Source organism: Anaerocolumna chitinilytica, assembly GCF_014218355.1.
In the GTDB taxonomy this organism is placed as follows: Bacteria; Bacillota; Clostridia; order Lachnospirales; family Lachnospiraceae; genus Anaerocolumna; species Anaerocolumna chitinilytica.
The window spans coordinates 3,521,515-3,535,478 of sequence record NZ_AP023368.1 but is presented as its reverse complement, the minus strand read 5'-3'; the positions used below and the strand labels follow the sequence as shown (position 1 = coordinate 3,535,478).

11 protein-coding genes are annotated in these 13,964 nt (G+C 38.6%); all 11 read left to right on the top strand.

Translation table 11 applies throughout. The features are described 5' to 3' along the window. Window positions 1-21: 21 nt before the first annotated feature. The 11 genes from bsdcttw_RS15410 to speE all read left to right on the top strand — a co-directional run bounded on the left by bsdcttw_RS15410 (window position 22) and on the right by speE (window position 13,941). Complete coding sequence (locus tag bsdcttw_RS15410) at window positions 22-534, top strand: endolytic transglycosylase MltG (protein ID WP_185255733.1); 513 nt, start codon at window positions 22-24, stop codon at window positions 532-534. Between the two features lie 163 nt (window positions 535-697). Continuing rightward, entirely contained in the window at window positions 698-1,351 is a 654-nt protein-coding gene (locus bsdcttw_RS15405) for an O-methyltransferase (protein ID WP_185255732.1), read from the top strand. Window positions 1,352-1,558: 207 nt separating this feature from the next. Then, window positions 1,559-2,803, top strand: a complete 1,245-nt coding sequence (locus bsdcttw_RS15400) for a peptidase U32 family protein (RefSeq protein WP_225903674.1) — start codon at window positions 1,559-1,561, stop codon at window positions 2,801-2,803. A gap of 182 nt (window positions 2,804-2,985) precedes the next feature. Further along, window positions 2,986-4,164, top strand: a complete 1,179-nt coding sequence (locus bsdcttw_RS15395; RefSeq protein ID WP_185255730.1) for an MFS transporter — start codon at window positions 2,986-2,988, stop codon at window positions 4,162-4,164. A gap of 268 nt (window positions 4,165-4,432) precedes the next feature. Next, window positions 4,433-6,769, top strand: a complete 2,337-nt coding sequence (locus bsdcttw_RS15390; RefSeq protein WP_185255729.1) for an S-layer homology domain-containing protein — start codon at window positions 4,433-4,435, stop codon at window positions 6,767-6,769. A 138-nt stretch (window positions 6,770-6,907) separates the two neighbouring features. Next, a complete protein-coding gene (locus tag bsdcttw_RS15385; RefSeq protein WP_185255728.1) occupies window positions 6,908-8,581 on the top strand; it encodes an HlyD family efflux transporter periplasmic adaptor subunit in 1,674 nt (557 codons plus the stop codon). 37 nt (window positions 8,582-8,618) lie between these two features. Continuing rightward, entirely contained in the window at window positions 8,619-9,368 is a 750-nt protein-coding gene (locus bsdcttw_RS15380; protein WP_185255727.1) for an ABC transporter ATP-binding protein, read from the top strand. Next, window positions 9,346-10,524, top strand: a complete 1,179-nt coding sequence (locus bsdcttw_RS15375; protein ID WP_185255726.1) for an ABC transporter permease — start codon at window positions 9,346-9,348, stop codon at window positions 10,522-10,524. The genes bsdcttw_RS15380 and bsdcttw_RS15375 overlap by 23 nt, the downstream gene beginning before the upstream one ends. 189 nt (window positions 10,525-10,713) lie before the next feature. Beyond that, entirely contained in the window at window positions 10,714-11,517 is an 804-nt protein-coding gene (speD, locus tag bsdcttw_RS15370) for an adenosylmethionine decarboxylase (RefSeq protein WP_334297357.1), read from the top strand. An 18-nt stretch (window positions 11,518-11,535) separates the two neighbouring features. Continuing rightward, on the top strand, window positions 11,536-12,990 hold the full coding sequence (locus bsdcttw_RS15365; protein WP_185255724.1) for an aminotransferase class I/II-fold pyridoxal phosphate-dependent enzyme: 1,455 nt from the start codon (window positions 11,536-11,538) through the stop codon (window positions 12,988-12,990). 96 nt (window positions 12,991-13,086) lie between these two features. Next, entirely contained in the window at window positions 13,087-13,941 is an 855-nt protein-coding gene (speE, locus tag bsdcttw_RS15360) for a polyamine aminopropyltransferase (protein ID WP_185255723.1), read from the top strand. Window positions 13,942-13,964 lie beyond the last annotated feature (23 nt).

Genomic DNA, 13,964 nt, shown 5'->3' with positions numbered 1-13,964 from the left:
TGAATAAAGGAGACAGTTTGTATGGCAGTAAGATCAACCTCATCACGTGTGGCATTAAAGGTAATAAGCACGATATTGAAGATTCTCTTGAATATATTATTTTATTCCATTGTAATCGTACTTTTGGTTAAAATAAGCGGTGTGGCGCATGATTTTGGGTATCAGGTTTTTGGTAAGGTAACAGCTTCGGAAGCTCCCGGTCATGATACCACCATAGAGATCGATAAAGGGGAATCGACTATGAATATCGCCAGCAAACTGGAACTAAATGGCGTAATCGTTAATAAATACTCCTTTTTCCTGAAAGCAAAACTTAAGAAATATAATCTTATGCCTGGAACTTATAATTTAAATACATCCATGACATATGATGAAATTTTTAGTATATTAACGGTACCTAGTGCTGATGATAGCCAGGATAAAAAGAATACTAAGGATACTGGCGGAAAGAGTTCAGCCGGAACCAAGGATTCAGGAACCAAAGATTCCACAACCAAGGACTCTACCTCTGGCGATCAGGGTGCAGGTCAGTAATATACAATGATAAGTTATAAGTTAATAATGTATTAATGAATGAATGGAACAAGGGAAACCTTAGTTTCTATATACGAAAATGATTATAAGAGGCTGTCTTTATTTATGATTCTAAATCATTGATGAAGTCAGCTTTTTTATTGGACTAGGATTGGAGTACCTTATGATAGTAGATGAACGTATAACAGCATACATTAATTCCTTAAGCAGCGAGTTACCTCCTTATCTTAGCAATTTAGAAAAAGAGGCACATAGAGAAGAAGTACCCATTATAAAAAAGGAAACCCAGTCTCTTCTACAGTTTTTAATTGCTATGAGAAAACCGGCGCATATTCTTGAGGTAGGGACAGCAGTAGGATTTTCGGCACTCTTTATGAGTGAATGTATGCCGGAGAACTGTGATATCACTACTGTTGAAAAGGTAGAGATGCGCCTGGTAAAAGCCAGAGTGAACTTAAAAAGCACAAAGCAGGCGGATAAGATTCGTTTAATTGAAGGTGATGCACTGGATGTGCTGAAAGAATTGGCGGATAAGGAATCAGAACGGTATGATTTTATTTTTATGGATGCTGCAAAAGCGCAATATATGAATTACCTTCCGGAAGTATTAAAGCTCTTAACAGTGGGAGGTCTGCTGGTAACGGATAATGTACTACAGGATGGGACGGTAGCCCAGTCCAGATATGGAATCACCAGAAGAGATCGGACAATCCACACCCGAATGAGAGAATATCTATATACCCTTACCCATTCAGACTTATTAAAAACAACCATTTTGTCTGTTGGAGACGGAGTCACCTTAAGTATAAAAGAATAAATAATTCATGGTAAACAGATGGTTAAGTATATAGAATATCGTCATAAATAATATGTTGAGCAAAGAAGATATACACCATAATAACCCAGTTAATTTCGTTACACTTAGATTAAACTGATCAGGTAAATTAGAGTCAGTTACTATAACTATTATAATTAAATTTATTGTAAGAGTTATAACCCCAGAAAGAAAGGTTAGGACGAACAGATGTTAATGGAGGATTTAGGATATAAAAAGCCGGAATTACTTATTCCGGCAAGTAACCTGGAAGTATTAAAAATAGCGGTACTTTATGGTGCCGATGCAGTATATATTGGAGGAGAGATGTATGGTCTTCGTGCAAAAGCCAAAAATTTCTCCAAGGAAGATATGAAAGAGGGTATAGATTATGCGCATACCCATGGCAAAAAGGTGTATGTAACTGCTAATATCACTGCACATAACGAAGATCTGACCGGAATAGAGAAGTACTTTGAAGAGTTAAAGGAAATAAAACCGGATGCCGTAATCATTTCAGATCCAGGTGTATTTGAGATAGCGAAAGAAGTTATGCCGGATATGGAACTTCATATCAGTACCCAAGCAAACAATGTCAACTACGCCACCTACCGTTTCTGGCACCGCTTGGGAGCCAAAAGAGTAGTATCCGCAAGAGAATTATCTCTTGAAGAAATTAAAGGTATCAGAGATAATATTCCGGAGGATTTGGAGATAGAATCCTTTGTTCATGGTGCAATGTGTATGGCACATTCCGGCAGATGCCTTCTCAGCAATTATTTTACCGGAAGAGATGCCAACAGAGGGGCTTGTACTCATCCCTGCCGCTGGAAATATTATCTTGTAGAAGAGACAAGACCGGGGGAATATCTTCCGGTGGAAGAGAATGAGAGAGGAACCTATATCTTTAATTCAAAGGACTTGTGCATGATTGAATATATTCCTCAGTTAGTAGATGCTGGAATTGACAGCTTTAAAGTTGAAGGCAGGATGAAAACTGCTCTTTATGTTGCTTCAGTAGCCAGGACTTACCGGAGGGCTATAGATGACTTCTTTGAAAATCCTGCTCTTTATGAAAAGAATATTCCCTATTATAAAGAAGAAATCTCAAAATGCACCTATCGTCAGTTTACGACCGGATTTTTCTTTGGAAAACCTGATTCCGATGCCCAGATCTATGATAATAACACTTACATCAAGGAATATACTTATCTTGGAATTATCGGTGAGAAGAATCAAAAGGGATACTATAAACTGGAGCAGAGGAATAAGTTTTCTGTAGGAGATGAAATTGAAGTCATGAAACCCGACGGCAGAAATCTTATGCTAAAGGTAAAGGGTATCCGTGACGAAGAAGGAAATGAAATGGATAGCTGCCCTCATCCGAAACAGGTGATATACGTAGATTTGGGGGAAGGGCTGGAAGAGAACGATATCTTAAGAAGAAAAGAATAAAGAATAAAAAGTAAAATCAATCGTTAAAAAATAAAGGTTAAAATAAAGTTTAAAGTATAAAAGTAAAAATTATAAGAAAAAATTAAAGTTATAAATTAAAGTAAAAAATAAAATTATCAATAATTAAATATAGAGGTAAAACAGATAGTAATACAGAATACAGACTTACAGGGAGAAGCATGATGAATCAGAATTTCAACAGAACTGTCAAGGCCTGCTTTGTAGGATATATAGTGCAAGCAATCGTAAATAATTTTACACCTCTGTTATTTATCACTTTACAGACCAGCTACTCTATCTCACTAAGCCGTATTACGCTTCTTGTAACCTTTAACTTTGGGCTGCAGTTACTGGTGGACCTGCTCTCAGCAGGATTTATTGATAAAATCGGATATAGGGCCTCCGCAGTAGCAGCTCATGTTCTGTCAGCAGCCGGGCTTATATTGCTAACTGTACTGCCGGAAATGCTGTCTGACCCTTTTATGGGACTTTTAATAGCTGTTATGGTATATGCGGTTGGCGGCGGTCTTTTGGAGGTTTTAATCAGCCCTATTGTTGTAGCATGCCCTACAGACAACAAGGAAAAGGCTATGAGCATTTTACATTCCTTCTATTGCTGGGGACAGGTAGGGGTGGTTCTGTTATCAACTTTATTTTTCCGATTAGCAGGTATTCACCACTGGAAGGTGCTTGCTATTCTTTGGGCACTAATTCCGATAATGAATGGAATTATTTTTCTGAAGGTCCCAATTGCTCCATTAATTTCGGAAGGAAATGAAGAAATAGGCTTTAGAAAACTCATAAGAAATAAAATGTTTTGGATTTTAATGCTTTTTATGGTATGTGCCGGGGCAAGCGAGCAGTCGGTCAGCCAATGGGCATCTGCCTTTGCAGAACGAGGCTTATCAGTAAGCAAGACCATAGGTGATCTGGCCGGCCCTATGATGTTCGCGGTAATGATGGGTATAGCAAGAGTCTTCTATGGAAAATATGGTGATAAGATAAATTTGAAACGGTTTATGTTGTATAGCAGTATCCTTTGTATGCTATCGTATCTGGTGATCTCCTTAGCTCCACTTCCTGTATTAGGGCTTATCGGCTGTGGATTATGCGGATTTTCCGTAGGTATTCTTTGGCCGGGGACCTTTAGCTTAGCTGCACTGTCAATCAATGGCGGAGGTACTGCTATGTTCGCTTTTCTTGCACTTGCAGGAGACTTGGGATGTTCCGTGGGACCCACCCTGGTTGGAAATGTTTCTGCTGACTTTCATAATAATCTAAAAGCAGGGATACTTGCAGCTATTATATTCCCTATCATACTTTTTATTGGGCTTTTACCAAAAAGCAAGAAACAGATTTGAATACATATTTTCATGAAAATATAGTGATGAAAAGAAGCACTTGACTACTAGGCCCTTATTGGGCATGGGTGGTTTAGGGCTTTTTTTCATTTTTACCCATTTCTTTTGGATTTCTTTAGAGAATTATAAGCGAACGGTAATGTTTTTTTAATAACTTTAATTACCATATATGTTAAAATATTAATGTTTTTATGTTCTAGATGCAATAGATACTTTCGAAAATAAGTATTTATGTTTCTACTATAAAATTTAGCAAGGAGATATAAGTGTGAAAAAGAAAATGCTTTCTCTCATCATGGCTTTGATATTAACGGTGATGACAGTGACAACAGTAACAACAGGGAAGGTGGAGGCTGCTTCTGATACAGATAAAAAAGCAGAGTCTGCAGCAGGTTTTATCTATGAATCCGGCAATTCTGATATTTCAGTAAAAGTTATGGAAATGCTTGGTGTAATCACAGTTGATTCCATGGGAACCTGGGGAGCAGATAAAAGGGTAACCCGTGAAGAATTTGCAAAAATGCTGGTACAGGTATCAAGTTATGCGGGAAAAGTTAGCAACAGTGATAATGCAAGAATTTTTACCGATGTGTCAGGTGGCAGCAAATTTTCGGGATATATTAAATTTGCTGTAAGTAAGGGGCTGATGAGTGGCTATTTGGGAGGAAAATTCAAACCAAAGCAAGCGGTGACCTTGGAAGAAGCAATAAATGCGGTTATATCACTATTAGGTTATACCAATGGAGACTTTGAAGGAAATATCTCCGATGCTAAGTATGCCGCTTTTTTAGATTGGGGATTGGACAGTAAGATTAACCTGAAGCGTACGGCTCCTTTAAACAGAAAAGACTGTAAGAACCTGTTTTACAATCTTTTGCGTACAAAGGCAAAAGACGGAACCCTTTATGGTGGAATCTTTGGTTTTACCCTCAATACAAAAGGTGATATCGATTATGACAAGAAGGTAAATGAATCTTTGAACGGACCATTTTTTGCAGGATCTGCCTGGAGAAATGCAGTTCCCTTTAAGATAAATACTGCCAGATTGTATAAAAATAATAATCTCTGCAGTATTTCTGATATTAATACCGGTGATATTTTCTATTATTCAAAGAACTTAAAGACAGTATGGGCTTTTGACTCTAATAGTGATATTAATTATAAGGCACTCCTTGAGAATACCAGAAAAGGTCCTTACCTTTACGGTAACAGCTGGAAAGAAAAGATACCATTTTCTACGGTAAATGCTTTAATATATAAAAACGATAAGCTGGCGAAGGAATCAGACATAGGGAATAAAGATATTATCTACTATTCCAAAGATGCTAGAACAATCTGGGCTTATGATGAGAATGGGAAGATAGATTATCTAAGTATCATTAATCAGAATAAAAAGGGTCCCTACATAGTAAAGGATAATCTTTTATCAAGTCTGCCCCAGGATGTAAGGAATGGTAGAGTATATAAGAATGGTGAATTAAGTGAATCAGGAGTAATCGCAGATTATGATGTTATCTATTATTCCGAAGAGTTAAAGACTATCTGGGATTACGACAACAAAGTATATGGCGTTTATGAAGGAGCAAAACCCAATAAGGTAGCACCTGTAGAAATTACCGTAGCAGGCAGTTCCTATCAGATTGGCAGTGACAGAGTAGGGTATGACCTATCCGCTCAGGGAAGCATTAAGGAAGGTATGAGGGTAGTACTGCTTTTAGGAGATGATGGCAGTGTGGCAGGAATTATGCCGGCAGAAAGTATTCAGACAGTAGTAGTAGGATATGTACTGAAATCCGGTATGCATGTATCAAAAGATAGCAGCGGTAAATCGGATCTGCATAATTATGTGCGTATCGTGGATACCACCGGCACAGAGCAGGAATATGACACAAAGCTTACCAATCTTATGGAAGGTGATGTTGTGCAGGTTAATTATGTTTCAGGAGAAGCAGTCCTGTCCAAGGTCACACCTGCTTCTATTAAGGGAAAAGTAAGCAGTGATGCAACTCGTGTTTCGGGAATGACCTTTGCCTCCGGAGCCAGAATACTTGATGTGGCAAAGGGCAGTTACAAAAGAATTAATGTAAATAAGCTGGCTGATATAGAATTAAACAGCGGGAATGTCTTATATTATTCTTTAAATAAGTATTATGAAATTACGGATATGATATTATGGGATGCCACAGGAGACCTGTTCCAGTACGGTATATTATTGACATCCTTTATGATGGAACAGGACGGAGTGATATCCGGGAATTACACCTATGATTTAAATGGTAGCAAGTATACTAATACATCTCAGTCAGTACTGTTAAATACAACTCCGGGACCAAAGGGATTCTTAATACAAAACGGCGAAATCAAAGTTTTTAAAGATTTATACCGGGTTCAAGTCACTTCGATAGATAAGAATCAAATTCGAACAGGAGACGAAGTATATCCTATTTCCGATAATGTGGCTGTATATGTTTATGATGGTAATCAGTATTATCCTGCAAAGCTTTCTGAGATCAATAACCAAAAAAACTATAATATGGATGCCTACACCGATAAGATTAACCTGCTGGGCGGAGTAGTAAGGGTTATTGTAGCAACAAAGAAATAATTCTGCCGGATGCTGGAAAAGGGTTGGTATAAAACTTTTTCTATGCACATTTGAAATTACCGGTAGAGAAGAGAGGTGCAGGAAAATAGAATCTCTTGCACAAATAAAGTTTTGAATTAGCAGGATGGAGGTTTAGAGATGGCTAAACAGGAAAGTAACAATGAGAAGCAAAAGAAAAAGAGGAGTTTTAAAAATATAAAATGGAAGAAGGTCATAAAGTATAGCCTTATTCTAATTGTCATTGCAATCATCGGAGGAAAGATATACAGTACCATTAAACATGGAAAGGCCAATATCAATATGGCAGTTCAGACCCAAGCAGCTGCAAAGGGCAATATAGAAAGTATGCTTAGCGGTAAGGGAACCATAGAACCTTTGGATAAGTATGAAGTCAATGCTCTTGTAAAAGGTGAAGTATTGGACGCACCTTTTGAAGAAGGAGATACAGTAAAAAAGGGAGATATACTTTATCAGGTAAGTACCAAAGATGTGGAAAACGGAATTGAGAGTGCTTCCCTTTCTCTTGAAAAAGCTCAGAAAAGTTATCAGGACACAGTTACAAAATTAGACGACTTAAAAGGGACTTCTCCCTTATCGGGCTATATAAAGAAGCTTTATGTAAAAGAAGGAGATAACATTCAAGCCGGTTCTAATATTGCTGATGTCTATGATAGTGATTACATGTATCTTGATATACCATTTTTATCTGCCTTGGTATCTGATGATTTAATCGGAAAACAGGCAACTGTTTACATAGCCGCTACCATGGAAGAGTTGAAAGGTAAAGTTACGGCAGCCAGTGCCATGACAGAGACACTTTCAGGAGGCATCTCTGTCAGAAAAGTTACTATAAAGGTGAAGAATCCCGGAGGATTAACAGCGGGAGCAACCGCTCTGGCAAGCATCGGAAAAGAACAGAGTGCAGACAACGGAACATTCCGTGCAGTTACCGAACAGACAATAACAGCTGTGAATTCAGGTAAGATCGACAGCTTAAAGCTTGTTGAAGGAAAATATGTAAAAAAGGGAAGTATCATGTATACCTTATCAGCGAAGGACGTTAGCAATGCGGTTGAAGACAGTAAAATAGCCGTTAAGGAAGCAGAACTGACGCTAAAAAACCAAGAAAATCAACTTGACAGCTACAGTATTAAGTCACCTATATCCGGTGAGGTAATATTAAAGAATAAGAAAAAGGGCGATACCATAGATCCTCAGACAGACAATGCCAAAGGTGCCCTGGCAATTGTTTACGATTTATCCGCTATGACCTTTCGCATGAATATTGATGAACTGCAAATAAGAAATATTTCCCTTGGACAAAAAGTAAAAATTACAGCGGAAGCTCTTCCCGGTGAAATAATAGAAGGAAAAGTTGAAAAGATCGGGTTAAATAGCACTACTACCAATGGTGTAAGTACTTATCCTGTAACCATCCGAATTGATAAGACTGGAAATCTGCTTCCAGGTATGAATGTAACCGGTAAGATAATCCTTGCAAAAGCAGATAATGTCCTTACCGTTCCGTCTGGTTCCATTATGCGTGATAATGTAGTGTATGTAAAATCAGCAGAAGGTGAAAAGAAGGACAGTAAAAAGGATAAGAATCAGCCGGTTAATGCCGATGGCATACCGGAAGGCTTCCATGAGGTTAAGGTCGAGGTAGGCATCAGTGACGGAACTAATGTTGAAATCAAATCCGGCCTAAAAGAAGGCGACGAAGTGTATGTACCCTATGTTGACACCAGCGGAACCGGTGCAGGCGGTGATTATTATAGCAGCGATAGCGATACAGTAACCGTTTCGGAGTAATGTGCGTGAATGTGCGCCTATAAAGGCAGGAGGAGACATGGAGGCAGAAGCGTTAATTGATTTGATAGATATACATAAGATTTACAATATGGGAGACACAGAGGTTCGGGCGAATGACGGCATCAATTTGAGAATTCATCAAGGTGAATTTGTAGCCATTGTTGGTAAATCCGGCAGCGGAAAGTCTACACTGATGAATATTATCGGAGCTCTGGATACACCAAGCAGTGGCCAGTACATTTTAAATGGCCAGGATGTAAGTAAAATGAAAGGGGATTATCTAGCAGAGATACGAAATAAAATGATTGGTTTTGTTTTTCAGCAATATAACCTGCTGCCGAAGCAGAATCTGTTAGAGAATGTATCCCTTCCCCTGTTATATGCCGGAATGAGTGAAGGTAAGCGAAAAAAAAGGGCACTGGAGGTTTTAGACAAGGTAGGGATTAAGGAAAAATGGAGAAATCTTCCCAACCAGTTATCAGGTGGTCAGCAGCAGAGAGTTTCAATAGCAAGAGCACTGGCGGGTAATCCTTCTCTTATATTGGCAGACGAACCCACAGGAGCCCTGGATTCTCGTACCAGTAGAGAAGTTTTGGATTTATTAGAAGAGCTGAACCAGGAAGGCAATACCATTATCCTGATAACCCATGATAATGCCATTGCTTCCGAAGCCAGAAGGGTTATCCGTATCATGGATGGAAAGATTACCTTTGACGGACAAGTGGAAAAATATAAAGCCATTTTAGGGGAGAGTGAGGAAGAAAATGAATCCGATACAGGTATTTAAGCTATCCTGGAGCAGCATTGTAAGCAATAAGATGCGCTCTTTCCTCACCATGCTTGGTATGATTATCGGTGTTGCCTCTGTTATTATCATGGTAAGCCTGATGCAGGGCATGACCAGGGAAATGAAATCCTCCTTTGGTTCCATGGGAGTTAACAATGTCACCGTAAATTTAATGGGACGTAACGGGGACGTTATACTTACCGAAAAGGATATGTATGATTATGCCAAGAAGCATAAGGACACAATAAAAGCTGTTATGCCTAATGTTGGATTCCAGACAACTATAAAAGGCACTGCCGATAAGATGGAAGGAGTAAATATTACCGGTGTTGATGAACAATATGCCAAGTTAAATGAGAAAGAACTAGACAAGGGCAGCTTCATCAACTATATGGATGTCTCGAACCTTGAGAAAACCTGTGTAATCGGCAGTTATATTGATTTAAAGGTATTTAAGCAAAAGGCGGAGATTGGAGATATCTTAAAGATTGACGGTGAAGAATATATCATAAAAGGTATCTTAAAAGAAACTGCCGATAATGTGGAATGGTCAGAGGATAATTGTATCTATATACCATATACCACAGCAGCCAGGCAAGCCAGAATCGGAAGTATTGGCAGCTATTCGCTTATGGCAAAGGATACCAACCTGGTGGAAAAGGTAACCTCGGAAATCAACGATTACCTATTCAAAATATATCATGATAAAAAGTTCTATTCAGCTACGAATCTGATAAATATGCTAAAGGAAATAAACCTTCAGCTTGGTATGATGACAGCGCTTTTAGCGGGCATTGCAGGTATTTCACTATTGGTAGCCGGAATCGGTATTATGAATATCATGCTGGTATCCGTAACAGAAAGAACCAGAGAAATCGGAATCAGAAAATCTCTTGGTGCAAAGAAACGGGATATTATGCGTCAATTTGTAATGGAAGCCGGAATGACCAGTGGTATCGGAGGAATTGCAGGTATTCTACTGGGAGCTTTTGCGAGTATTCAAATCGGAAATGCAATAGGGTTTAATGCAGCACCTTCTCTTTCCGTCGTCCTAATATCCTTTGGTATATCTGCCGGTATTGGTATTACCTTTGGATATTTACCGGCTAACAAGGCTGCCAAACTAAACCCCATAGAAGCCTTAAGAAGTGAATAAATAATAGAAAAATAAGGAATTAATAATAAGCAGTATATCCGTGTATTTAACATGGATATACTGCTTTTAAAATACCAGAAATCTTTTACATTGATTTAAACAGACCTTATAGAAAATCACATTGATTTTTATGTGTAAACATGCTACAATGTAAGCCGATTATGTAATAGAAAGGTTGTGATGTTAGGGTTGGAGAAAAAGCTGACTTTGTATGGCTTTAACAACCTCACAAAAACACTTAGCTTCAACATCTATGATGTTTGCTATGCAAAAAGTGAGAGAGAACAAAAGGATTATATTGCTTACATTGATGACCAATATAATTCCGAAAGATTAACAAAAATCTTATGTGATGTAACACAGATGATTGGAGCACATATACTGAATATCTCGAAACAGGATTATGATCCGCAGGGAGCTTCTGTTAATATTTTAATTGCAGAAGGAGACCTTTCTTCGGAGCATATTGATGAGTCCTGCAATCAGGGGAAATATACTGATCATTTAAGAGATACGGTACATGGGCATCTGGATAAAAGTCATGTTACAGTTCATACTTTTCCGGAGTATCATCCCGATAACTCCATATCCACTTTTCGTGTAGATATTGATGTGTCTACCTGCGGGGAAATATCACCGCTTAATGCGCTGGATTATCTGATTGGGAGCTTTGACTCTGATATTATTACGATTGATTATAGAGTCAGGGGTTTTACCAGGGATGTTGAGGGCAAAAAATACTACATTGATCATGATATAACTTCCATTCAGGATTATATAGACGATGTAACGCTGACCAAATACGATGCTATTGATGTGAATGTATATCAATCAAATATTTTTCACACCAAGATGCTCATAAAAGAAATAGAACTGCAGAATTATCTTTTCAATCTGGACGTGTATGAGCTGCCGCCAAAACAAAGGCTTGATATTACCAGCAACTTACGCAAAGAGATGATTGAGATATTCAGCGGTATGAATATATATTAGTTGAAGGGAGATGTTAAAATGAACTTATTCCTTCAACAAAAGGCACCAATTTTTGAAGCTTTGAAGAAACATAAGGGGAACAGGGTAGTACCCTTTGATGTTCCCGGACATAAGGGCGGAAGAGGAAATAAAGAACTCACAGAATTTTTAGGTGAGAATTGTATGAAGGTGGATGTAAACTCCATGAAGCCTTTGGACAACCTTTGTCATCCTACTTCGGTAATCCGCGAAGCAGAGCAGATTGCAGCCGATGCTTTTGGGGCGGAGGCCGCCTTTTTTATTGTAAACGGAACGACGGCAGCGGTACAGGGGATGATTATGTCTGTCTGTAAGACAGGTGATAAAGTAATCATGCCGCGAAATGTTCACCGCAGTGCGATCAATGCGCTGGTAGTATGCGGCGCTGTTCCGGTGTATGTAAATCCCGGTGTCAACAAAGAACTTGGTATTCCTCTTGGTATGTCCTTAGAGGAAGTAAAAAAAGCAATTATTGAGAATCCGGATGCCAAAGCAATACTTGTAAATAATCCAACTTATTATGGTGTATGTTCAGATCTTAGGGGCATTGTATCCTTTGCACATGAACATAATGTAAAAGTATTAGTGGACGAGGCTCATGGAACCCATTTTTATTTTGGAGATAATATGCCGGTTTCTGCTATGGCAGCAGGTGCAGATATGGCAGCTGTCAGTATGCATAAGACAGGCGGCTCCCTGACACAGAGTTCCTTTTTATTGTGCGGGGAAGGCATAAATCCCCATCATGTAAGGCAGGTACTTAATTTAACGCAAACCACCAGTGGTTCCTATCTTTTACTGGTATCTCTTGATGTTGCAAGAAAGAATTTAAGTCTGAACGGAAAAGAAATATTTGCAAAAACCGTGGAATATGCAGAGTATGCCAGAGACGAGATAAATAAGCTTGGAGGCTATTATGCCTTTGGAAATGAGCTGATTGACTATGACTGCATTTTTGACTTTGATCCTACAAAGCTATCCGTTCATACAAGAGATGTGGGGCTTGCCGGAATTGAGGTATATGACTTATTAAGAGATGAATATGGTATCCAGATTGAATTCGGAGATATCAGTAATTTTCTTGCTATCATTTCTGCCGGTGACAGAGCCATGGAAATAGAGCGTTTAATTGCTTCCCTGTCAGAGATTAAAAGATTATATGGTAAGGACGATAAATCCGGTATGTTTGACCATGAATATATTAATCCGGAGGTCATCATCGCACCACAGCAGGCATTTTATAGTGAAAAGAAGTCTTTACCTATAAAGAAGTCCGTTGGTCAGATATGCGGAGAATTTGTTATGTGCTATCCTCCGGGAATTCCGATTCTGGCACCGGGGGAGAGAATCACAGAGGATATTGTTAACTATATCCTTTATGCCAAGGAGAAAGGATGTCTCCTTACCGGTACAGAGGATATGGCGGTTAATAATATTAATGTCGTAGTTGTATGAGATAGAAAGATATAATTCATAGAAAGATTTGAGGACAGAAAAAGGTAATTAGAATTAGAAACAAGAGAATTCTAATATACGTGAAAGGGCATGAAAATGGAGCTGTGGTATACGGAAAACCATACGGAGGAAGCTCGTTTCTCCATTAAGATTGACAAGCAGTTGGTAAGCCTTCAGAGTGACTTTCAAAGAATTGATATTTTTGAATCGAAAGAATTCGGAAGAATCCTGACACTTGACGGCTGCCTTATGGTTACAGAGAAAGATGAATTTATTTATCATGATATGATTACCCATGTACCAATGGCAGTAAATCCAGAGATACGCAAGATATTGGTAATTGGTGCCGGAGACGGCGGTACCATAAGAGAACTTCTGCGTTATGAAACGATTGAGCATATTGATATGGTCGAGATAGACGAAGATGTTGTAAAACTATGCAAGGAGTATCTGCCCCAGACTGCCTGTAAATTAACAGATCCAAAGGTACATCTGTACTTTGAGGATGGTCTTCGGTTTGTCAGAGGAAAAGAAAGTGAATATGATCTGATTATCGTAGATTCAACAGATCCTTTCGGTCCCGGTGAAGGTTTATTTACAAAAGAATTTTATGGTAATTGTTACAGGGCGTTAAAAGAGAACGGAATCTTGGTAAATCAGCATGAGAGTATGTATTACTCCTCCTATGCGGCCTCCATGACCAGGGCGCATAAAAGGATTCAGGATACTTTCCCTGTAGCAAAAATTTATCAGGCTCATATTCCCACCTATCCATCCGGACATTGGCTGTTTGGCTTTGCCTCTAAAAAATATGATCCGGTTGAGGATTTAAAAGCCGAAGAATGGAATAAATTAGGTCTTAAAACCAGATATTATAATACAGAGCTTCACTTGGGTTCTTTTGCAATTCCTAATTATGTGAAAGAACAACTGGAAGAGTCTATGGAATAACCCTAAACATGTTGAAATATAAA